The following is a 23,379-nucleotide window of genomic DNA, read 5'->3' on the forward strand; positions in this document are numbered from 1 at the left end:
TGAGCTCCTTAAAATTAAGCGTTGATGCCCGGCAATGATTGTAATGCAGCAACAACGCGTTCACATTCGTAGCGGTTGCCGATAGTAATGCGCAAACAGCCTGCGAGGCTCGGTTGCTTATTTTGGTCACGCAGAATAATGCCTTGATCCCACAGCGTTTTAAATACAGAAGGGGAGGCGGTAAAGCGCACCAGTAGATAGTTACTCTCGCTGGGGAAGATTTCTTCAATGCAGGGAATGTCTTTTAAGGCATCGCTCAGCCAGCGGCGAGCGGAGGTAATCTCCTCAACATTCGCCTTCATTTTGGCGATCCCTTCGTGACTCAGCGCCTGCGCGGCGATATCCGCTACGGGAGTGGACAGCGGATAAGGGGCAATGACCTTCAGCAGAAGCTGAATGACCTCAGGGTTCGCCAGCGTGAAGCCACAACGCAATCCAGCGAGTGAAAAGGCTTTGGACAAGGTACGCAGAATCACCAAATGTGGGAATTCGTCCAGCCAGACCGAGGTGGTCGCCTGCGGACAGAATTCAATGTAGGCTTCATCAATAACGACCAGCGCTTTGCCCTGAGCCAGCGTGAGTAGCTGACGCAAATCCTCCCGTGCGATCAGGTTGCCGGTTGGGTTGTTCGGGCTGCATACGTAAATGACCTTAGTGCCGTCCAGCTGTGCTTCAATCGCGTCGAGATCCAACTGCCAGTCTGATTTGCTGGCTACGGTACGGCGTTCCACGCCAAACGTCTCGGCGCTGACGGCGTACATGCCGTAGGTGGGTGGACAGAACAGGATGGCGTCTTTCCCCGGTTCGCAGAACGCGCGGATCAGCAGTTCGATACCTTCGTCAGCACCGCGGCTGACCAGAACCTGCTCCGGTGTTACGCCAGCATACTCGGCGTAACGGCCGATAACCGTGACTGGCTGGCATTCCGGGTAGCGGTTCAACGTTTGCAGCGTTAACTGAAATTCTGGTGCTTCAGGGTATTCATTGGCATTCAGCCAGACATCGCCGTTACCGCCCAGACGACGGGCAGATTGGTACGGCGTCAGCGCACGGACATTGGCGCGTGCCAGTTCTTCAATGCTGCTCATGCTTGCTCCTTCAGTGCTGCAACACGCAGGGTAACGGCGTTTTTGTGGGCGGTCAGCTGTTCGGCCTGTGCCAATATTTCTATGGTCGGCGCCAGTTGCAGTAACCCCTGCGGCGTGAGCTGCTGTACGGTCATGCGCTTCTGAAAATCGGCCAGTCCCAGGCTTGAATAGGTCGAGGTATAGCCATAGGTCGGCAGAACGTGGTTGGTGCCGGAGGCGTAGTCGCCCGCGGATTCCGGTGACCAGTCGCCAAGGAAAACTGAACCCGCGCTGGTGATGCTATCAACCAGTGATTCGGCGTCCCGCGTCTGGATGATCAAGTGCTCTGGACCATATTGATTACTGATTTCAATGCACTGTGCCAAATCACGCGCAACGATGACGCGGCTGCTGGCAAGTGCCTGACGCGCGATGTCTGCACGGGACAATTGCGTGAGCTGTTCTTCAACGGCGTCTGCTACGGCTTTGGCCATTGCTGCGTCCGGTGTAAGCAGAATGACCTGTGAATCCGGGCCGTGTTCTGCCTGCGACAACAGGTCGGAGGCGACAAACGCGGGCGTCGCGCCGCTGTCGGCGATCACTAATACTTCGGATGGACCAGCGGGCATATCAATGGCCGCGCCATCGAGCTGCTGACTAACCTGACGCTTAGCTTCCGTGACATACGCGTTACCGGGGCCAAAGATCTTATCCACTTTCGGCACGCTCTCGGTGCCAAATGCCATCGCAGCAATCGCTTGCGCGCCACCGAGCTGAAAGACTTCTTTAATGCCGCACAGCTGTGCGGCATACAGAATTTCATCGGCAATCGGCGGCGGTGAGCACAGTACGACACGACCACAGCCGGCAATGCGTGAAGGCGTTCCCAGCATCAGCACGGTTGACGGCAGCGGGGCAGAGCCCCCAGGAATATACAGCCCGACGGTTGCGATAGGGCGAGTGAGCTGCTGGCAACGTACGCCTGGCTGCGTTTCGATATCGACAATCGGCAGTTTTTGCGCGTTGTGGAATGTCTCGATATTACGCACGGCGATCGCCATCGCCTGTTTTACCTCATCGCCCAAACGGGCGGAGGCGGCGGCAATCTCGGCCTCGGTGACGCGAATCGCATTCACCTGAACCTTATCGAACTGTGCGCTGTAGTCGCGTAACGCGCTATCACCACGGCTTTTCACATTTGCCAGAATATCGCTCACGATGGCGGTGATGCGGTCTGATGCGGAAATAGCCGGGCGAGTCAGTAGCTGACGCTGCTCTTCTGCTGAACAGCGCTGCCAGTCAACGAGCGTGCTAAAACTGCCGGTGCTGTTGGTGTTGTCAGCCATCGTCATCACTCCATCATTTTTTCAATAGGCAGAACCAGAATGGAGCTGGCACCCAACGATTTCAGTTTTTCCATCGTTTCCCAGAACAGCGTTTCGCTACTGACCATGTGCATGGCAACGCGGCTTTGGTCGCCGGCCAGTGGCAGAATGGTTGGGCGCTCAGCGCCAGGCAACAGGGCGATGACTTCTTCCAGACGTTCGCTCGGCGCGTGCAGCATGATGTATTTCGATTCACGTGCCTGAATCACGCCTTGCATACGGGTCAGCAGTTTATCGATCAGCAGCTGTTTCTCTTCTGGCATCTCGCCGTCGCGCTGAATCAGGCAGGCTTTGGAACGGTAAATCACTTCCACTTCACGCAGGCCGTTGGCTTCCAGTGTGGCACCGGTAGAGACCAGATCGCAGATAGCATCGGCCAGACCGGCACGCGGTGCTACTTCGACGGAACCGTTGAGCAGACAGGATTTGAAATTGACAGATTGTCTGTCGAGATATTGTTTGAGCAGGTGAGGATAAGAGGTGGCGATACGTTTGTTTTGCAGACATTCAGGACCGGTATAGGCTTCGTCCAGCGGCATCGCCAGCGACAGGCGGCAGCCGCCGAAATCCAGACGACGCAGCGTGAAGTAACGCGGATCTTCACCCTGTGCACGACGGTTTAACAGCTCTTCTTCCAGCACGTTTTCGCCGATGATGCCCAGATCGACTACGCCATCCATGACCAGGCCGGGAATATCGTCATCGCGCACTCGCAGGATATCAATCGGCATATTTTCTGCGAATGCAATCAGACGCTGTTGCTGTAAGTTGATTTTGATCCCGCAGCGCGCCAGCAGTTCGCGTGAATCGTCGCTCAGGCGGCCTGACTTCTGCATTGCTATCCGTAAACGTGTTTTATCCAGCATGGAAACCTCATTAACCTGTCAAATTTAAATTTTTGGAAATAGAGCGAGCATAAAAAAACCCTCGGAAGATGATCTTCCGAGGGCTCTCTTTGTGTTCTGCGCCACTGGAAGATCTTAATGTCTTCCAGCACCAACTGCCCGAAAGACTAATCAGGATGATGGTGATGATGGTGGTTAAACAGAACGCGTGTCATAAAATGTCTCTTTGTTGTGTCAGTGTTTATTAAATCAATAACGATTTCTGTCGAATAACCTAAACCATGTTCGGGCTGTTGTGCAACATTTTTTTAGCAGATGTGGGAAGTTCGTTTTGGTTGGGGGATGTGCCAGCATAATCGCGCTGGATATCCGCTTTTGATAGACAGAAAAGACTACGGAAATCGGACAGGCATCCGTAGCGGTGGGCGTCAAAGCCGTTTACTCTGTAGGCGTGCGTATACTCGTCATACTTCAAGTTGCATGTGCGTTGGCTGCGTTCAGTCACCCGAATCACTTACTTGAGTAAGCTCATCGGGATGCCTTCTCTTGCCGCCTGCCTGAAACTCGAATTATGTAGAGTATAGTGTTAATTAACAAGCTCCTTGCAGGGGAGAACGGCTGATGAAAAAAGTATCGATTGTGGGGTTGGGCTGGTTGGGTATGCCACTAGCTCTGGCGCTGAATGGGCACGGCTACCACGTGACAGGGACGAAAACCACTCGGGATGGCGTGGAAGCCGCGCGAATGAGCGGCATTGAGTGCTATCAACTCGCGCTGACGCCTGAATTGGAATGCGACGCAGACGAGCTTAGCGCATTACTACAGGTTGACGTATTGATCGTGACCTTGCCCGCCAGCCGAACGGCGGAAGGCGGGGAAGGGTATGCGCAAGCGGTACAGCAGTTGGTGAATATGGCGCGCGTGTTTCATGTCCCGCGTATTATCTTCACCAGTTCAACCTCGGTTTATGGCGATAGCAGCGGCACGGCAAAAGAAAACTCGCCGCTACAGCCGACGACGGTAGCAGGGAAAACGCTGGTGTCCCTCGAACAGTGGTTGCAGCATCTACCTGATACCTCCGTCGATATCTTGCGTCTTGCGGGGCTGGTCGGTGGTGAACGCCATCCTGGACGTTTCCTTGCGGGCAAAACCAATCTGCCGCGCGGTAATCATGGCGTGAATCTGGTACATCAGGAAGATGTGCTGGCGGCAATCCTGTTGCTGCTTAAGCTTCCGAACGGCGGGCATATCTATAATCTGTGTGCGCCAGAACATCCTGCCAGACAGGACTTTTATCTTGAACAGGCGCGCAGATTGCACCTGTCTCCGCCGCAGTTTGCGCCCGTAACCGACAGCGATCAGGGGAAGATTGTGGATGGACAGCGTATCTGCCATGAACTCGGGTTTGAGTATCAGTACCCTAATCCCTCAATGATGCCGCTGAATGAAGGTTTGTAGCGCTAACGGCAATGCGTTCTGGCTTGTTTGCCACGATTTTTGATACCGCTATAGGGTTTCTGATACGCCCGGATGCACGTGATGCCATCCGGGCGTGAGTCGCTAAAACGACGTCCAGTCGCTTTCTGATGACACGGCTTTTTTGTCTGCCGTTGACACACGTTTTGGCAGCGCGTGGCGTGACGCAGAGGATGGTGCGCGTGAGCCTGCGCGGTTATCCGATTGGGATACGCGGAAGTGCTCAAGCAACTTCTCTAACAATACAGCCTGTTCTTCCAGCGAGTTGGCGGAAATAGAGGATTCCATTACCAGCGAGGCGTTCTGCTGAGTGGTGGTGTCCAGTTCGCTGATTGCCTGCGCGATTTGCCCAATTCCCCGGCTCTGTTCTTCCGAAGCGGATGAAATTTCCCCCATGATGTCGTTCACGCGAGAAACGGAATCGACGATTTGCTCCATGGTTTCTCCGGCAACTGCCACAAGATGGCTACCCGCATTGGTACGCTCGACGGACTCTGAGATCAGCGCTTCGATGTCTTTGGCGGCCTGAGAACTGCGCTGCGATAAACTGCGTACTTCGCCTGCTACCACGGCAAAACCGCGCCCTTGTTCACCGGCGCGCGCGGCTTCTACCGCGGCGTTCAGCGCCAGAATGTTGGTCTGGAAAGCAATGCTATTGATGACGGTGGTGATATCGGCGATTTTTTTGGAGCTGGCCGCGATATTGTCCATGGTCGTCACAACCTGTTTCACGACCTCACCGCCTTTCAGCGCATTCTTGGAGGCATCGGCTGCGATCTGGCTGGCATGTTTAGCGTTATCGGCGTTATTTTTCACCGTTGACGTCAGTTCTTCCATGCTGGCTGCGGTTTCAACGACGGCAGCCGACTGCTGTTCGGTGCGTGATGAAAGATCGCTATTGCCTGTGGCAATTTTACTTGCTGACTGGCTAACGCTACCGACGCTGTCCCGCACTTCGGAGATAACGTGGCGCAGCTGTTCATTCATTGTCCCCATTGCGTGGGTAAGCCGCCCCAGTTCATCGTGGCGATCGGTTTGAATCGAGGTGGTGAGATCGCCACTGGCAATACGTTCCGCCAGCGACAGGTTATGGATGATGGGGCGGGTAATAATCCGGGTGATGTAGATCGAAATAATGATACCGATGATGACGGCGATGAGACCGATAATCATGGTAATGGTGGCAGAGTTATAGGCCAGCTCATCGTTTTTCGCTTTGATAATGGCCGTCAGTGCGTTGATGTCGGCACTGCTTTTCGTTCCTGCTCTCATGACCAGATATTCTGCTTTTTTCACGTTATCGAAAGCGGTGTAATAGTCTGCGTTAATCTGTTGATATTGCTTGATGTAATTGCGTAATGCGTCAGCCTGACCTTTCAGATCGGCAGGTAAAATCGGTAAGGCCTGATAGGCTGATTCCGTTTCCGCATAACGGTTATTCAGTGCAGTGACGGTTTTCTCATCTTTTGTTATTTGCAGCTCATAACTCAGCTTTTGCACTTCACTTAACAAGAAAGCGAGTCTGCTAATCGCGTAATAGGCATCATTATCGGGGAATGAACTGGTGCTATGAATGGTCTGTGCAACAGGTTCCAGCGTGGCTTGTGCATGGAGTTGATTTATTTTTCCCTGAATAGCAACCGCTTTTTGTGTTGCAACAGACATTGCGGATACCGATGTCTGAAAGCCTTCTAAGTTTTCTTTTAAGCTGTTGATGTGGCCTAACTCATCGGTGCTCCAGGCCAGCGTTTTTGCACTGTCTGTTAAGTCTGTCGCGCTTTTAACGAATTTCGCCAGAATATCTTTTGTCTTTTCATCAGGGGCGTAGAAATATTTAACACGATTTATTTTTGCCTGAAACACCTCAATATTGATGCTGTAAATAAGATTGGTTTTCTCATAGATATCTTTGATGTCTTTAAATCTTTTTGTACTAAGCGATGAGGCAACAATAACGAGTAATAAAATAATGCCAAATCCCGCATACAGTTTATGTGCGATTTTTGTGTTACGGATTCGACTGGCAAGATTCTGCATTATAACTCTCCATGTAGGACGATTTATTAGTAATAATGATCACAGTTTTATTGCTAACGATTATTTCACGGTTAATAACGATGTCATGTTTCACGACGGTTTCATTGCTAGCTACTATGAGTTATCGGGCTTTCTTATCGCGATGTTAGTGCCAGAGTAGGGGATAATAACATTTTGTGATGGATATCAAGGCGGGCTGTGCAAATGCACAGTGTTTTATGGGGATACATCCAAAACAACGTAGCTTACTGATTATTTAACGATTTATTGATCATTGAATTCAGCCCTGACGTCATATCAGGGCTGAAGGATCTAATGTTAGAACGTTGTCCAGCCTGAATCCTGCGACTGTTTTGATGCAGGTGGCAGGCGTTTCTGCTGTGGCGGCAAACCGGGGAGAGTTGCTTTGGGTTTGCGCCCCTCGTGATCGGACAGGCGGAAGTTCGCCACCATACTTTCGAGTATTGCAGACTGTTCTTCCAGCGAGTTAGCGGAGATTGAGGATTCCATGACCAGCGCCGCATTCTGCTGCGTGGTGGTATCAAGCTCGCTGATGGCGCGAGAAATTTGCTCAATGCCGCGGCTTTGCTCATCGGAAGCGGAGGCAATTTCCCCCATGATGTCGTTAACCCGCGAGACAGAGGAGACGATCTGATCCATCGCGGTTCCCGCATTGGCTACCAGTTGTGTGCCTACATTGATACGCGACACCGATTCGGATATCAGGCTGGCGATTTCTTTTGCAGCTTGAGAGGTGCGTTGAGAAAGCGTCCGTACTTCGCTGGCAACCACGGCGAATCCACGGCCTTGCTCCCCGGCGCGTGCGGCCTCTACGGCGGCGTTCAGCGCCAGAATATTGGTCTGGAAAGCAATGCTGTTGATAACGGCGGTGATGTCGGCAATCTTTCGTGAGCTGTCTGAAATGCCTGACATGGTATCCACCACATCCCGTACCACTTCGCCGCCTTTGTGCGCATTTTGCGAGGCTTCAGTACTGATCTGACTCGCCTGTTTGGCGTTTTCGGCGTTGTTCTTCACGGTCGACGTCAGTTCTTCCATGCTGGCGGCGGTTTCTACCACTGCGGCCGACTGCTGCTCGGTGCGTGAGGAGAGATCGCTATTGCCGGCGGCAATCTTGGCAGCAGAGGTCGACACGCTGTCCACGCTGTCACGTACATCACTGATCATATGGCGCAGTTTTTCGTTCATTCTGCCCATGGCGGCCGTTAGCTGGCCCAGCTCATCATCGCGGTCAGCCACGATTGTTGAGGTCAGATCGCCTGCGGCGATTTTTTCCGCCAGAGAAAGGTTATGAATCACGGGACGGGTGATTTGGCGGGTAATCAGCAGTGAGATGATAATACCGATCACGACGGCGATGAGGCCAATGATCATCGTGATAGTCGCGGAACCGTATGCCAGCTCGTCATTCTTCTCTTTGACGATAGTGATAAGCGCTTTAATGGAGGCACTGCTTTTATCCCCGCCAACCTTCACGCCGTCTTCGGCTTTTTTCAGATCGTTGACGCTCTGGAAGTAGTCAGCATTGAGTTTTTTATAGCTGTTGACATAGCTCCGCAGGCCCTCTGCCGCGACCTTTTGTTCAGGCGTCAGTGCCGCAGTGGCGGCCTGATAACTGCTGTCAAAGCGGCTAAAAGCCTCATCGAGCTTCTTCGCGGCATCGGCATTTTGCTTAAGCTGCAGCTCATAGGATAACTGTTTGAGTTCTGAAACCTGCGTTGCCAAATCTTCCGCCTGATATTGCGTTGCGCTATCAGAAGGCTGCTGACGCAGCTTGGTATAAAAGTCTGCGGTAATGTTTTGCCCGTTGGCGATGCTGATTTTGTCGCGATTTTCTACCAGGCGCTGCGTGGCTTTCCCCATCTCGGTGATAGCGTTCTGAAATTCGGTCAGGTGCTGGCCGAGATCGTTGACGAGGGGCGCGCCTTCTGGACTCCATGAGAGCGTTTTCGCTTCAGTGGTTAACTCTGAAGCATGTTTAACGAAGCCCGCCATGGTTTCACGCGACTTCTCTTCATAGGAATAAAAATACTTCAGGCGGTTTATTTTGGCCTGAAAGACTTCGATGTTGATGTTGTAAATAAGATTGGTTTTCTCATAGATATCACGAATTTCTCTGAAGCGCCCTGCGCTCAGTAGCGATGCAATGATGACCAGTAGCAGGATTACCCCAAACCCAAGATACAGCTTTTGGGATATTTTAAGATTTCTGATTTTTTTGGCTAAGAACATGACGTCTCTCCGGGGATGAATTACTGGTGTCGGGTAACGAATTAATAGCGATATGACCCATAGTGCTTATCGGATTTATGGCGATTTTTTTTAGTGTGAGTGAGGAAACTAATAATAATTTGTGAGGTTTCTCTCTTATGGTTGGACAACTGCACAGCAAGTGCGGGTTGAATTACCAATAGGCGTTACGGTAACCGCTGTAGAGATAAATACAGGGAACTATGATTATTTTTAAAAACTTGAGAAGGAACGGGGTAATTTAGAATTTTTTTTGAAATATAAGCAGGGTAAAAATAACGAATGGTTAAGTTTTGAATTAATAGAGGTAAGGTGCACTGAGTAGTGCATGACGTTATTACGTTAGCGGATTTTTATCTCAATTTTTATCGTACATTGTTGTCTGACTGTGCCGAATGCCCTATGACGGCTAATCTCACCGTCATAGGATAGGGGGGCTAGTGGGTGCTTTTGGTACGATACAGCCGACGTGGGTGACCAATCTTGCCGTAACGCATTTCGATATCGAGGAACTGATTTTCAACGCAGAACTCCAGATAGCGACGCGCCGTCGTTTTACTGAGTCCGGTTTTTTCGACGATATCATCGACAGAATAGAGTGTATCGCCGTCATCGTTAGCAAAAATCTGCTTGATCAGCCCCAGCGTGTTCTCTTCAATGCCTTTCGCTGAGGAGGAGGAGACTGCGCCGGACGATTGCAACTGATAGAGAATATCTACGTTCTGCTGATCGACAATTTTGTAAGTGTGCTGAGTTTTCACGAATTGAATAAATCGCTCCAGCGAAGAGCGCAGCCGTGGGTAGGAGAGCGGTTTGATAATGTAGTCAAAGGCCCCGCAGCGAATCGCCTGAGCGCAGGTATTCATATCGCTGGCGGCGGTAATGAAGATGACGGAACAGTTCATTCCTTTGAGTAGTTGGCTTTCAATCAGCGAAACCCCTTCGCCGTCAGGCAAATAGTTATCCAGCAAAATCAGGCGCGGCCTGTGCTGCTGAAGGAGCTTTTTGGCTTCAAAAAGCGTAGCGGCAATCCCGACGACACGCAGATTGAAATGTTTTTCAATAAATTCAGCATGAATATTTGCCAGCTTACTTTCATCTTCAACGATTAAGACATCGAAATGTTCAGTGTGCTGCATGGTGTAAATCCCTGTTAGTCTCTGAATTATAAAATAAAATAGTGTCCGTTATACCTCAAGCGGCCTATGCGTTATTCAATACGCTGCCGCTCAAATTATTGTGGGGACATCGGAATAAATAGGGAAAATATGCTGCCATTCGGCTGGTTGGCCGAGACCTCGATCATTCCCTGAGCCTGATTGACGTAGCTGGCGACCAGATGCAGCCCCAGCCCGTGATCGCCCTGTGTTTTGCTGGTTACACCCATTTCAAACAGGTTATCAGCAATAGCCGGATCGATACCCGTCCCTTGATCGGCGACTTCAATGACCAATTCTTGTTCGCTGTCATAGATATACACCTCGACAGGATAATGTGGTGCGGTGGTGGCTAATGTGGCTTCCATCGCGTTGTCCAGCAAATTACCAATGATGGACATCAGTTCCGTTTCGCTCAGCGCCGGTGGAATATGGGTAAGCTGGCAGCGTGGATCGAAAACAATCTCAATGCCTTTTTCCCGTGCCGTCGCGTATTTGCCCAGCAGCAGCCCGCACAGAGCGGGTGAACAGAAGCGGCGCGACACAAAATCCAGCACCACCTGTGCGCTTTCTGACTGCGCTTCAATATATTTAATAGCTTCGCCATAGCGTTTTAGGTGCAGAAGCCCGGCCAACGTCGCCGTCCAATTCAACTGCTCATGGCGCAAAATACGCAGACTATTCGCGTAACGTTTCACCTGACTGAGTTGCATGCTAAGCGTATGAATATCATTTTTACCGCGGAAGCTGATAACCCAGCCCTGAAGTTCATCCTCCAGCATGATCCGCACTCGGCTGGCAATCACGGTGGCGTGATTAAAGCGACAGATTTCATCGTGGGTGTCGCTATTCCACATGGCCTCGCCGGAGAAGAAGGGGACGGGTTTAATGACGGTATCAATCGGCTTGCCGCGCAACAGATAGGAAGGTTCGTTCAGTCCGAGGATCTCTTTGGCGGCATGATTAATGGCAGCAATGCGGTGCTGCTTATCGATGGCGATCACCCCTTCGTAGATCGATTCGAGCAGCGCCTTCTGCTGCCTGACCAGCATACGAATCTCAAGCGGTTCGAGGCCAAACATCTGCTTCTTAAGATTACGCGAGAACCACCAGGAAAAGATAAACAGCGCAACAAACATCGCCAGAATCGCTAGCAGGATATGCGCCAGTTTACTGAACGTCAGGTTATCGATATGGGTTTTCAGATAGCCGACGGAGACAATACCAATGACCTGACCGTCAGCCACAATCGGTGCTTTGCTGCGTAGTGAGATACCAATGCCGCCCCGACGCACCGTGATGATACTTTTTCCGGCGAGCACCTCAACGTTATCGCCGCCCACCATCTGCGTGCCGACAAGACTGGCATCTTCAGAATGAAACAGGTGATGTGCCTGATTATCCCCGATCACGATATAGCTGGCGTCGCTGCGCAGCTTCAATTGTTGAACGAGCGTGCTTATCTGCTTGATGTCTTTATGCTTCACCGATTCAATCAAGGACGGGATGATGGCGATTTCTCTGGCCTGTACCTGCGCTCGAGTACCCAGCTCGGAATACAGCTGCTTATCGATATCGTGGTAATAATAAATACCCGTCATCAGAAGTAACGAAGAGAAGAAGACGATCAAATAGATAAATAATTTGATATGAAAGGAAAGTCTAATTCTCATGATGTGCGGTAACCTGCCGGTGAACGAAAAATAGCTGATGAATTTATCACGAATGGTAATAAGAATGGACTGAGAGGAAAAAACTTGTGAGCAATAACACGTTTAAATAGGTTGTTACCAATACGATGGCAGTAATAAACAGATAAAATTAAACGCATCTGTTTTCTTTAATAAACAACTTAATTACGTTTTATCAACATAGTCATTTTTAGGAAATAAAAACCATAAACTCCATAGAAACCGTAAAGTTTATTTTGAGCGTAAAATCATCTAACTGCGTGCCTAATAAACAATTTTTGAATATAAACCATATAAACCATAAACACCTTTAAAACTCATTTTTTAATTTGAAGGGAATCACATAATAATAGGTGGCCGACCCCTATCATTCGCGGACAAAATAAAACGGGGACAGAGTTATGAGCACGACTGATGATTCATATATTGTGGTAAATAATGAGGCGGCTGGGAAGGCCTCATTAAAGGAAAAATGGTGGCACGTTCTGGATACCTATAAAGTAGGTATTATCCCTGTGCCGCTTTTTGTACTGGCGGGGGTATTAATCGGCATCGACTGCCTGAGTGGCAAGTTGCCGAGCGACATCGTCGTGATGGTGGCGACGCTGGCATTCTTCGGGTTTGCCTGTGGTGAATTTGGCAAGCGTCTGCCGATTATCGGCAAGATGGGGGCGGCGGCAATCTGTGCGACCTTTATCCCCTCGGCGATGGTGCATTACGGCCTGCTGCCGGACGTTGTCGTTGAATCCACGACCAAGTTCTATAAAAGTACCAACATCCTGTATCTCTATATCTGCTGCATTATTGTCGGCAGCATCATGAGTATGAATCGGCAGACGCTGATTCAGGGCTTCCTGCGTATTTTCTTCCCTATGCTGTGCGGTGAAATCGCCGGCATGCTGGTGGGCATGGGCGTCGGTATTGCGCTTGGCCTGGATCCGTTCCAAATCTTCTTCTTCCTGATTCTGCCGATTATGGCGGGCGGAGTGGGTGAAGGTGCTATCCCGCTGTCTATCGGTTATGCCACGATTCTGCATATGGATCAGGGCGTTGCGCTGGGGCGCGTCTTGCCTATCGTGATGCTGGGCAGCCTGACCGCGATCATTCTTGCCGGTGTTCTGAATCAGTTGGGTAAACGCTATCCACACCTGACTGGTGAAGGTGAATTGATGCCGAATAAAGACAATAACCTGGGCGGTGGCGCAAGCAGCACACCCGCTTCTGCCTTTAGCGGCAAAGCCGATGTAACTACCATTGCCTCTGGCGCTCTACTGGCAATCCTGCTGTATATGGTGGGTATGCTTGGTCACAAAGTCATTGGCCTGCCTGCACCGGTTGGCATGCTGTTCGCTGCGGTGTTGGTGAAACTGGCTCACGGTGTTTCACCGAAAATGCTGGAAGGTTCTCAGGTCGTTTATAAGTTCTTCCAGACCTCTGTGACGTATCCGATTCTGTTTGCTGTTGGTGTGGCGATTACACCGTGGCAGGAATTGGTGAACGCTTTTACGATTCAAAACCTGCTGGTGATTATTTCTACCGTAGTGACGCTGGTCGCGACTGGCTTCTTTGTGGGTAGAAAAATCGGCATGCACCCGATTGATGTTGCCATTATTTCCTGCTGCCAGAGCGGACAGGGCGGTACCGGTGACGTTGCGATTCTGACAGCAGGTAACCGTATGGTGCTGATGCCATTCGCACAGATTGCCACGCGTATCGGCGGTGCGATTAACGTTTCGATATCACTGCTGGTGCTCGCCAACTTTTTAGTCTGATGTTATTCAGAAAATAAAAAGCGCTGAGCTATACCCGTCATACTTCAAGTTGCATGTGCGTTGACTGCGTTCACTCACCCGAATCACTTACTTGAGTAAGCTCATCGGGATTCGCTCTCTTGCCGCCTTCCTGAAACTCGAATTATTTAGGGTATATAAATATTACGTTGAAAAATGAGCTGGGTTAACGAAATAAAAACCGCCAATGCGCGTGGGTTTATTTTGCACAGGAAATATTATGAAACTTGCAAGCTATCGTTATAACGGTAAGGACAGTTACGGCATTTATACGCCAACGGGATTAATCGATCTCGGCGGTAAAATTGGTCACCGCTATCCCGATCTGAAAACACTGCTGGCGCAGAATGCGTTACACGTGGCACACGAATTCAGTATGAGTACGCCGGATATTCCGGTCGCGGATGTGACGTTTTTACCCGTTATTACCGCTCCAGGGAAAATACTGTGTGTGGGGATGAATTACGCCGCTAAACGTCAGGAATTTAATGAAGAGAATCCTGCGCCAACATTATTTGTGCGCTTTGCGGATTCGCAAACCGGGCACGCAACGCCGGTTATCAAACCGCATTATTCCAGCGAGTTCGATTATGAAGGCGAGCTGGCGGTCGTCATCGGTAAAGGCGGACAGAATATTTCTCAGGATGTCGCGCTCTCTCATGTCGCAGGCTACAGCTGCTACATGGATGGCTCCGCGCGTGACTGGCAGCACAGCTGGTTTACTGCGGGTAAGAACTGGCAGAAAACCGGTGCGTTCGGCCCTTATTTAACCACCACGGATGAAATTCCCGATCCGCATGTATTGGCAATCCGCACGTATCTGAATGGCCGCATGGTGCAGGACGACAATACCAGCAGCATGATCCACAAAGTCGCTGAACTGATTGAATACATCAGCACGTTCACCGAGCTGAGTGCCGGCGACGTGATCATTACCGGTTCACCGGGCGGCGTGGGTAAAAAACGCAATCCACCGCTGTTTATGAACGCGGGTGACTGCATTGAAGTTGAAATCGAAAACATTGGCCATTTGCGTAACACGATAGTGGATGCCGCTGCGCCGGTGAAATCGGTTCAGGCAACGGCTGAAGCCGTCGCGCACTGACTATCCGTGTAAGTACCAGGCTGCTGGCGCTAAACCGGCAGCCTGCAATAGATTGCCTAAATAATTCGAGTTGCAGGAAGAACCGTGATGTATGCCAATGATTCCGTCTTTTTTGACACGCTGGATGTGCGCCTTCGGGAGCAGGAGAGGGATGCCGTACGACAGTTCCTCGCACACTGCCAGCTCGGCATGGATGACGATATTGACATCGTTGTGGTTGGCAAACGGGGCGGGCGGCTGATTGCCTGCGCAGGGCTAGCTTCCAACACCATTAAATGCGTTGCGGTCGATCCTGAATTCAGACACCTCAATCTGGGCGTGCAGGTGGTGAATGAAGTGATGCAGCAGGCGGCGCAGCGCGGCCACTTCCACCTGTTTCTCTATACCCGACCAGAAAATGTCGACATCTTTCGCGGATGTGGCTTCTACCCGCTGGCGTGCTATCAGGACAGCGCGGTGCTGATGGAAAACACGCCGATTGGCATTCAACAGTATTGCCAGTCTTTAGCGGCCTTTGCACATCCTGAACCGCTTGCGACGCGGACAGATAAAAAGATCGGCGCAATTGTCATGAACGCGAACCCCTTCACGCTGGGCCACCGCTATCTGGCAGAACATGCGGCGCAGTCGTGTGACTGGCTGCACGTTTTCGTGGTGCGGGAAGACGTTTCCTTTTTCCCATTCAGTGAACGTCTGGAGATGGTACAGCGCGGCGTGGAACACATCCGCAATCTGACAGTACATGCCGGTTCTCACTACATGATCTCTAAAGCGACGTTTCCCGGCTACTTCCTGAAGGAAGAGAAGCTGATCACACGCGCCCACGCGGCGCTGGATTTAATCATTTTCAGGAAGTATATCGCGCCAGCACTGGGGATTACCCAGCGCTTCGTCGGCACCGAACCCTTTTGCCCGGTGACGTATCAGTACAACCAGGACATGCACTACTGGCTGGAGAAAGACCAGACGGTGTCTTCCCCCGCGTTAAGCGTGGTTGAAATTGAACGTAAACGGCAAACCTCAGGACTGGCAATTTCCGCTTCGGAAGTCAGGAAATTACTCAAACTTCGGCAGTACAGCCGTATTCAGGACATCGTGCCGGCCTCAACCTTTGCGCATTTACAGCGCTACTACGAACCCGAATACGCGTAATTAAAATTAATCAGGATAAATCTATGAAGATTGTTAAGGAGTCCCTGGCGGGCACCTTTGAATCCAGCGATTTGCTGGTCAAAGTGGCACCGGCAGAGGGAAAACTCACCGTGGTCATCAACAGCGAAGTGATGAAACAGTTCGGTCATCAAATCAAACAGGTCGTGAATGACACGCTGAAAGCGCTGTGCGTACAGGAAGGGACGATCATTGTGGATGACAAAGGCGCGCTGGATTGTGTCATTCGTGCTCGCGTGCAAAGCGCGGTATTGCGCGCCGCAGACGGACAGCAGATTGAATGGGAGAAATTATAATGAATAAGCTTCGTCGCAGCATGTTATTCCTCCCCGGCGCGAACGCCGCCATGCTGTCCAATGCGTTTATCTATAAACCTGACTCCATCATGTTCGATCTGGAAGATGCGGTTTCCCTGCGTGAGAAAGACACCGCGCGTCTGCTGGTTTTCCATGCGCTCCAGCACCCGATGTACCGTGATATTGAAACCGTGGTGCGCATCAACCAGCTCAGTACGCCGTTTGGCCTGCTGGATCTTGAAGCCGCCGTGCGCGGTGGTGCCGATGTGATCCGCCTGCCGAAAACTGACTCCACCGACGATGTCGATGAGCTGGAACACCATCTGGTTCGTATCGAGAAAGCCTGTGGTCGTGAAGTTGGCTCCACGCGCATTATGGCGGCGATTGAGTCTGCGGTGGGCGTGATTAATGCTGTCGCGATTGCCCGTTCTTCCGAGCGCATGATCGGGATTGCGCTGGCGGCGTTCGACTATGTGATGGATATGCAGACGGAACGCGGTGACGGCACAGAGCTGTTTTATGCCCGCTGTGCGGTGCTACATGCGGCTCGCGCTGCCGGTATCGACGCCTTCGACGTGGTTTATCCCAACGTCAATGACGATGCGGGCTTCCTGAAAGAGGTCGATCTGATCCGCAGACTGGGCTTTAACGGTAAATCCCTGATTAACCCACGCCAGATTGAGCTGCTACACAACGCCTATGCTCCCACGCAGGATGAAGTGGACTATTCCCATCTGGTGATCAAAGCCGCTGAGGAGGGTGAACGTGCCGGTCTGGGCGTGATTTCCCTGAACGGGAAAATGATCGACGGGCCAATCATCGACCACGCCAGAAGGGTGCTGGAACGTGCTCAGGCCTCCGGCGTTCGCAAATAGCCATTGCGTGATTTACACCGCAATGGCCGCTCTCAGGAATTACAGGATTAGACAATGAGTCATTTTATTGAAGCACTGCAAAAGCAGTACCCGGAAAAACGTCATCTGCAACCCTTCGTCAACGCCAACCACAATACGCCGTGGCTGAATGATGTCGCCCAAAAACATGAGCGCAAACTGTGCGCCGATCTGGAGGAGGCGATTCGTCACAGCGGACTGAAAGATGGGATGACGATCTCTTTCCATCACCATTTCCGCGAAGGCGATAAGGTCATTAACCGGGTGATTGATACGCTGGCTCGCATGGGCTTTCTCGATCTGACATTGGCATCCAGCTCGCTGATGAGCTGTAACGCGTCGCTGATCGAGCACATTAAAGCGGGCGTGATCGGTCGAATTTACACCTCGGGGATGCGTGGCAAGCTGGCCGATGCCATTTCTCATGGATTAATGAAAGAACCGGTACAGATTCATTCCCACGGCGGTCGGGTTCATCTGCTGCAAAGCGGTGAACTGAATATCGATGTCGCTTTCTTGGGGGTTCCATGCAGCGATGAATTTGGCAACGCCAACGGCACCGCGGGGAAATCCAGCTGCGGCTCGTTGGGCTATGCGATGGTTGATGCGCAGTTTGCCCATAAAGTGGTGCTGCTGACCGAAGCGCTGGTGCCGTTCCCGAACATGCCAGCCAGCATTGTGCAGGATCAGGTGGACTACATCGTTCAGGTCGATGAAGTGGGCGATCCGGCCAAAATCAGCGTGGGCGCGGCGCGCGTCACCAGCAACCCACGTGAATTGCTGATCGCTCGTTCCGCGGCAGACGTGATTGAACATGCCGGTTATTTCAAAAATGGTTTCTCGATCCAGACCGGTTCTGGCGCGGCTTCTACGGCCTGTACGCGTTTCCTCGAAGATAAAATGCGCCAACAGAATATTGTGGCACGCTTCGCGCTCGGTGGCATCACGGGCGGGATCGTCGATCTGCACGAAAAAGGACTGATCGAAAAACTGATCGATACCCAGTGTTTCGATGCCAATGCGGCTGCATCGCTGGCGAAGAACCCGAATCACGTCGAGATTTCCACTAACGTTTACGCCAACCCCAGTTCTAAAGCGGCCTGCTGCGATCAGCTTGATATGGTGATTCTCAGCGCGCTGGAAATCGACACCGATTTTAATGTCAACGTCATCACCGGCTCAGACGGCGTGATGCGCGGTGCGTCCGGTGGGCACTGTGACGTCGCAACGGCAGCAAATCTGACCATCGTGGTTGCGCCGCTGATTCGTAGCCGCATCCCGACCGTGGTGCGTCAGGTGACGACGCGGGTTACGCCGGGAGAAAGCATTGACGTACTGGTGACCGATCACGGCATTGCCGTTAACCCGGCGCGCCCTGAAGTTGCTGAACGCCTGAAACAGGCGGGTCTGACGGTGATGACGATTGAAGATCTGTATCAGCGTGCGATTGCGCTGGTGGGGGAACCACGCGCTATCGAGTTTCACGATCGCATCGTCGGCGTTATTCGCTATCGCGATGGCAGCGTGATTGACGTCGTTCGTCAGGTGAAAGAAGCCGACGAATAAGCGTAAACGCATGAGGGAATCGATGATGACAAATGCTGTTTCCATCTCGCTGGAAACCTTACTCGCGGCGAAGGAACGCCGCGCAGTTCGCCAGCAAGAATGGCTTGCCCGCCACGGTACGACACTGGTGTCGCTGACGCTGGTCACGCCGGGGCCGGTAAAAGATAGCGAAGGCTATCGGCAGGTGATGGCCGAAGCCATCAAGTCGTTCGCTTCGCTGTGTCAGACGCGAGGGTGGACGGTGCTGGAACAGCAGATATGCTGGATGGCAACGGGCGCGGAAGGGCTATGGGCGATCACCAAAGATGCGCTGTCGGTGAAAGCCGCGACCATTGCGCTGGAAGATAGCCATGAGCTGGGGCGACTATGGGATTTCGATATCTTCAGCCCAGAAGAAGGATTGATTGGCCGGTCGATGCTGGCGCACAGCGGGCGCACCTGCCTATTGTGTGACCAGATGGCACACGCCTGTAGCCGCTCGCGCCGCCATTCGCTGCCTGAGCTGCTTGAGCACATTGAGGAAAAGGTTAATGCCTACTTTACGCCAGCCTGACGGTATCCTGTCTGCGGCGGTATCCCGTTCTGCTGTCGGCGATTATCGGAAGCGCGACGCGTTACCAGATATCGACCGGCGGGTGGCGCACGCGTTGACGATGGAAGTCATGCTGACGCCGAAGCCCGGACTGGTGGATCGCGCCAATAACGGATCTCACCGCGATATGGATGTCGCGCTGTTTCAGACCAGCATTCAGGCGATCGCCCCCTGGTTTCGGCATTTTACCGAGGCGGGTTATCAGCATGCCAGCGTACCGCTAGCGCAGCTGCTGTTTCAGGTTCGACCTATTGGTATTGCCTGCGAACAGGCGATGCTGTCAGCGACGAAAGGCGTGAATACCCATAAAGGTGGGATATTCGCGTTTGGCCTGCTGTGTAGTGCTGCCGGTTGGTTGGCAGGACGGGGAGAGCGAGTGACGCAGCGCAGCCTGTGCGATAGCGTTGCGACAATGTGTCACGATGTGGTGCGGAATGAGCTGGAGACGTGTTCTGGTACCGCAACGGCGGGTGAACATCTCTATCAACGTCATGGCCTGACGGGCGCGAGAGGGGAAGCCGCCAGCGGTTTCAATACCGTATGCCAGTACGCGTTGCCCGCTTTGCAGGAGGCTATTGCCGCCGGAGAGGATGACGAAACCGCGCTGTTACGGACGCTGTTGGTGCTGATGGCCCATAATCCGGATACCAATGTCGTTTCACGCGGCGGCATGGACGGGCTGGCGTTTGTGCAGGATTACGCACGGCGATTGCTGATTGGTCCGCTGGATCGTCAGGCATTGAGGGAGATGGACGACGCGCTGATTGCCAGAAACCTTAGCCCAGGCGGCAGCGCCGATTTACTGGCCTTAACCTGGTTGCTGTATCATTATCCTGCTGAATAGCGAACGGGTGTTATATAAGGAGCGGCTGGCCTCGTGATGACTGGCGTCGATAATTTTCATCATTTGACGGCTCCTTAACACTTTTCCTCTTGTTCCACTAAAGTTATTGAGAAAATTGCCGATATCGTTTTCACCAACTTCTACCCGTCATACTTCGAGTTACGTACGTGCTGGCTGCTCAAATTCCTTTCCACGAGTTTGTTCTTCGCTTGTCACGTGACGAGGCGCATAAGTGTGCCTTGCCTTAAAGGACCAACGCTTTGTCCTGTCACTCGATGTATTTAAGGTAGGTTTCATGCTGTTTTAGGTACTCCGAGTAATCGTTTTCAATATGCAGCCAGTGCAGTGCATCGTGTTGGCATGCATGGGACTTGAAAGATAACGAAGAGGCGTGCATCAATATAAGCCATTGACACATAATTCGTGTAAACAATGGTGGGGATGAAAGCGGTGAATGAAAATTTGAAAGAGCAGTTTGTTAAGCGCAACAAACTGGCCATCTGTGCAACATTGCGCGAATTAAAGAAGAATGATACGTCTTTGATGGTTCATCATTCTCATGGACAGTTCATCAGTAAAATTCTTGACGTCGTACCCGATAACAACCTGTTTGTCTTCGATTTAGGCGGCATTGAGCGTGAAAATAACCGCGCACTGTATGCGGGAGCGCTGTCTTTTGTTGCTGAGCCTGCCGGTGCAAAAGTTGAATTTAATGCTGAAATTGCGAAGACGGTAACTTATGACGGACTGCCAGCCTTTAGCGCGCAGATTCCTGAACTGCTTTATCTTATCCAGCGTAGAACCTATTTCCGCATTAACACGCCGCTGTGGCCGCCGTTGACGTGCCGTGGCGAACTGCCGGATGAGAGTGTTTTCCAGTTCACTATCAAAGATCTCTCACTGGGTGGGTTGAGCCTGTATACCGATCGTGACACCACGGGGTTGTTGACTGACGGTGACATCATTAAGAGCGTGGAGATGGATCTTGCTGACCACGGTTTCTTCTGCGTGGATTTGCAGTTCGTCGGTCAGGCAATGGTGAAGATCGTCGATAACAAAGGCGACTTTAAGCTGACGCAGCGTTTGAGCTTCAAGTTCCCTTCACTGAACGCGGCGCAGGAACGCGATCTTCAGCAGGTGATTTTTGAGTTGGAAAGATTACAAAACGAAAAGAAAAAGCGGTTCCAAGAGTTGTAATTTTTAAGCACCACTTTTTGTTTGGGCTTCACACATAACAGCAACGTTTTTATAACGAGTATTAGCTTATTTATACCCATAATTCATGCGAAAAGCCAACGTATAGGCAGCACGAAGAAGGGTGGGGATAAATAAATGGTTTCCAACGTTCTCAGAGCCTTGTCAGATGAGATCGAGTGGTGCAGAATACGCGCCTTGCAAATAACCGACGTCTAATAGCGTCGGTTATTTTTTTACATTTATGCTCGTCAACCTTCTGGTTACAGGGGTATTGGTGTGGTTTCTTACCTTTCTCTGTGACTCAGGTTTGCTGGGTATAGGGTCTTCAACCAAAGAGGCCGGACAACGATCCGGATAGATAATTTTGTGTGTGCCTGTGAGCACAGTGAGGAAAGGAAAGATGGGGCAATTAACACGTTTCGCACCGGTGCCCGCCGGTTTGTGCTGCAAAGGTATTGGTTATGGCGCGACGCAGTCGCAAGTTATCTCTGGTGCTGTTACAGCCACCTCTTCTCATCGTGATTCAGGCGAATCCTGTATCCACTCCCTTATTTTTAGTGCGTTCGCCGACAACAGTGCTGCCTTTGCTGTGACTGACGGAGGTGTGCGCCATGTCGCTTGATTCTCAACTGCCTAATACTGGCGCAAAACGTGCTCAGTTAAAAAGAACGCTCACGCTGTGGCCTGTCGTTATGATGGGGCTGGCGTACATGCAGCCGATGACCATTTTTGATACCTTCGGTATCGTGTCTGGCCTGACCGACGGTCATGTGGCGACTGCTTATGCGTTTGCGCTGATCGCCATTCTGTTCACGGCGCTGAGCTATGGCAAATTGGTAAAACGTTTCCCATCTGCGGGTTCTGCGTATACCTACGCGCAAAAAGCGATTAGCCCGCACGTCGGATTCATGGTCGGTTGGTCGTCGCTGCTGGACTATCTGTTCATGCCGATGATCAACATCCTGCTGGCGAAAATCTATCTGGAAGCGATCTTCCCCGGCGTACCGTCATGGATTTTTGTGGCGGCGCTGGTCGGTTTGATGACGCTGTTTAACCTGCGTGGCATCAGTCTGGTTGCTAACCTGAACTCCATTATCGTGGTGGTGCAGGTTGCTATCATGGCGGTGTTCCTGGGGCTGGTGATTCACGGTGTTTATCTGGGCGAAGGTGCCGGAACATTGACCAGCACGCGTCCGTTCTGGTCTGAGAATGCTCACGTCGTGCCGATGATTACCGGGGCGACTATTCTCTGCTTCTCATTCCTGGGTTTTGACGGCATCAGTTCTCTGTCGGAAGAAACGCAGGATGCAGGCCGAGTGATTCCAAAAGCCATCTTCCTGACGGCGCTGATTGGCGGCGTGATCTTTGTTGCCGTGGCGTACTTCCTGCAACTGTATTTCCCGGATATTTCGCGCTTTAAAGAGCCGGATGCGTCTCAACCGGAAATCATGCTGTATGTCGCGGGTAAATTCTTCCAGTCCGTGATTCTGGTGTTCTCCTGCGTTACAGTGCTGGCATCGGGTATGGCCGCACATGCAGGTGTGTCTCGTCTGATGTATGTCATGGGTCGTGATGGTGTATTCCCAGAGCGCTTCTTCGGTTACATCCACCCGAAATGGCGTACGCCGTCTTTGAACGTCTTGCTGGTTGGCGTCATTGCACTGTCTGCGGTGTCGTTCGATCTGGTGACGGCAACCGCGCTGATCAACTTCGGTGCGCTGGTGGCGTTTACGTTCGTGAACCTGTCGGTCATTTCACAGTTCTATATTCGTGAACGCCGTAATCGCACAGTGAAAGACACCATTAACTTCCTCGTGATGCCTGTGCTGGGTGCGTTGACGGTGGGGGCGCTGTGGGTGAATCTGGAAGCCAGTTCGATGACGTTGGGTCTGGTGTGGGCGACGATTGGATTGCTCTATCTGGCATTCGTGACGCGCAGCTTCCGTCAGCCAGTACCACAATGTAGTGAAGAGCCGGTTTAAATAAACTGACGGCTT

Annotated in this window: 20 protein-coding genes and 1 other annotated feature; of the genes, 12 read left to right on the top strand and 8 right to left on the bottom strand. The window is 51.7% G+C overall.

The window, feature by feature from the left end:
• Positions 1–14: 14 nt before the first annotated feature.
• The 4 genes from hisC to hisL form a co-directional block, all read right to left on the bottom strand.
• Positions 15–1,088, bottom strand: coding sequence for a histidinol-phosphate transaminase (gene hisC / locus JFY74_09035; GenBank protein ID QQG30144.1), 1,074 nt, complete (start codon positions 1,086–1,088; stop codon positions 15–17).
• A complete protein-coding gene (gene hisD / locus JFY74_09040; GenBank protein QQG30145.1) occupies positions 1,085–2,413 on the bottom strand; it encodes a histidinol dehydrogenase in 1,329 nt (442 codons plus the stop codon). The genes hisC and hisD overlap by 4 nt, the downstream gene beginning before the upstream one ends.
• A gap of 5 nt (positions 2,414–2,418) precedes the next feature.
• Positions 2,419–3,318 carry an ATP phosphoribosyltransferase gene (gene hisG, locus JFY74_09045; protein ID QQG30146.1) on the bottom strand — a complete coding sequence of 300 codons (900 nt, stop codon included), beginning with the start codon at positions 3,316–3,318 and terminating at the stop codon, positions 2,419–2,421.
• Positions 3,319–3,367: 49 nt separating this feature from the next.
• Positions 3,368–3,489 (bottom strand) — a sequence feature (His leader region).
• Positions 3,465–3,512, bottom strand: coding sequence for a his operon leader peptide (hisL, locus tag JFY74_09050; protein QQG30497.1), 48 nt, complete (start codon positions 3,510–3,512; stop codon positions 3,465–3,467). It overlaps the preceding feature by 25 nt.
• Positions 3,513–3,918: 406 nt before the next feature.
• On the opposite strand from hisL, the gene JFY74_09055 reads away from it, so the two are divergent.
• The gene (locus tag JFY74_09055; GenBank protein QQG30147.1) at positions 3,919–4,755 is read left to right on the top strand and encodes an SDR family oxidoreductase; all 837 of its coding nucleotides are present in this window, start codon (positions 3,919–3,921) and stop codon (positions 4,753–4,755) included.
• Positions 4,756–4,857: 102 nt separating this feature from the next.
• On the opposite strand, the gene JFY74_09060 is transcribed toward JFY74_09055, so the two are convergent.
• The 4 genes from JFY74_09060 to JFY74_09075 form a co-directional block, all read right to left on the bottom strand.
• Positions 4,858–6,810: a HAMP domain-containing protein gene (locus JFY74_09060; GenBank protein QQG30148.1), complete on the bottom strand. Its 1,953-nt coding sequence runs from the start codon at positions 6,808–6,810 to the stop codon at positions 4,858–4,860.
• Between the two features lie 318 nt (positions 6,811–7,128).
• Positions 7,129–9,063 carry a methyl-accepting chemotaxis protein gene (locus JFY74_09065; protein ID QQG30149.1) on the bottom strand — a complete coding sequence of 645 codons (1,935 nt, stop codon included), beginning with the start codon at positions 9,061–9,063 and terminating at the stop codon, positions 7,129–7,131.
• Positions 9,064–9,518: 455 nt separating this feature from the next.
• The gene (locus tag JFY74_09070; protein ID QQG30150.1) at positions 9,519–10,220 is read right to left on the bottom strand and encodes a response regulator; all 702 of its coding nucleotides are present in this window, start codon (positions 10,218–10,220) and stop codon (positions 9,519–9,521) included.
• Positions 10,221–10,315: 95 nt separating this feature from the next.
• On the bottom strand, positions 10,316–11,911 hold the full coding sequence (locus tag JFY74_09075; protein QQG30151.1) for a sensor histidine kinase: 1,596 nt from the start codon (positions 11,909–11,911) through the stop codon (positions 10,316–10,318).
• Between the two features lie 419 nt (positions 11,912–12,330).
• Here JFY74_09075 and JFY74_09080 point away from each other — a divergent pair, with 419 nt between their 5' ends.
• From JFY74_09080 to JFY74_09130, 11 genes are all read left to right on the top strand, one after another.
• Positions 12,331–13,701 carry a 2-hydroxycarboxylate transporter family protein gene (locus JFY74_09080; GenBank protein QQG30152.1) on the top strand — a complete coding sequence of 457 codons (1,371 nt, stop codon included), beginning with the start codon at positions 12,331–12,333 and terminating at the stop codon, positions 13,699–13,701.
• Between the two features lie 238 nt (positions 13,702–13,939).
• A complete protein-coding gene (locus JFY74_09085) occupies positions 13,940–14,824 on the top strand; it encodes a fumarylacetoacetate hydrolase family protein (protein ID QQG30153.1) in 885 nt (294 codons plus the stop codon).
• A gap of 87 nt (positions 14,825–14,911) precedes the next feature.
• Complete coding sequence (gene citC / locus JFY74_09090; protein ID QQG30498.1) at positions 14,912–15,976, top strand: [citrate (pro-3S)-lyase] ligase; 1,065 nt, start codon at positions 14,912–14,914, stop codon at positions 15,974–15,976.
• Positions 15,977–15,999: 23 nt separating this feature from the next.
• Complete coding sequence (citD, locus tag JFY74_09095) at positions 16,000–16,290, top strand: citrate lyase acyl carrier protein (GenBank protein QQG30154.1); 291 nt, start codon at positions 16,000–16,002, stop codon at positions 16,288–16,290.
• Positions 16,290–17,165, top strand: coding sequence for a citrate (pro-3S)-lyase subunit beta (citE, locus tag JFY74_09100; protein ID QQG30155.1), 876 nt, complete (start codon positions 16,290–16,292; stop codon positions 17,163–17,165). The genes citD and citE overlap by 1 nt, the downstream gene beginning before the upstream one ends.
• A 54-nt stretch (positions 17,166–17,219) precedes the next feature.
• Positions 17,220–18,749, top strand: coding sequence for a citrate lyase subunit alpha (gene citF, locus JFY74_09105; protein QQG30156.1), 1,530 nt, complete (start codon positions 17,220–17,222; stop codon positions 18,747–18,749).
• Positions 18,750–18,774: 25 nt separating this feature from the next.
• Positions 18,775–19,302 carry a citrate lyase holo-[acyl-carrier protein] synthase gene (gene citX / locus JFY74_09110; protein ID QQG30499.1) on the top strand — a complete coding sequence of 176 codons (528 nt, stop codon included), beginning with the start codon at positions 18,775–18,777 and terminating at the stop codon, positions 19,300–19,302.
• On the top strand, positions 19,280–20,185 hold the full coding sequence (gene citG, locus JFY74_09115; GenBank protein QQG30157.1) for a triphosphoribosyl-dephospho-CoA synthase CitG: 906 nt from the start codon (positions 19,280–19,282) through the stop codon (positions 20,183–20,185). Before citX ends, citG begins: the two co-directional genes overlap by 23 nt.
• 441 nt (positions 20,186–20,626) lie before the next feature.
• Complete coding sequence (locus JFY74_09120; GenBank protein QQG30500.1) at positions 20,627–21,382, top strand: flagellar brake protein; 756 nt, start codon at positions 20,627–20,629, stop codon at positions 21,380–21,382.
• Between the two features lie 400 nt (positions 21,383–21,782).
• Complete coding sequence (locus JFY74_09125; protein ID QQG30158.1) at positions 21,783–22,004, top strand: hypothetical protein; 222 nt, start codon at positions 21,783–21,785, stop codon at positions 22,002–22,004.
• A complete protein-coding gene (locus tag JFY74_09130) occupies positions 21,994–23,364 on the top strand; it encodes an APC family permease (GenBank protein ID QQG30159.1) in 1,371 nt (456 codons plus the stop codon). Before JFY74_09125 ends, JFY74_09130 begins: the two co-directional genes overlap by 11 nt.
• Positions 23,365–23,379: the final 15 nt, after the last annotated feature.

The sequence above is a fragment of the Pectobacterium carotovorum genome, assembly GCA_016415585.1.
GTDB classification, from domain to species: Bacteria; Pseudomonadota; Gammaproteobacteria; order Enterobacterales; family Enterobacteriaceae; genus Pectobacterium; species Pectobacterium carotovorum_K.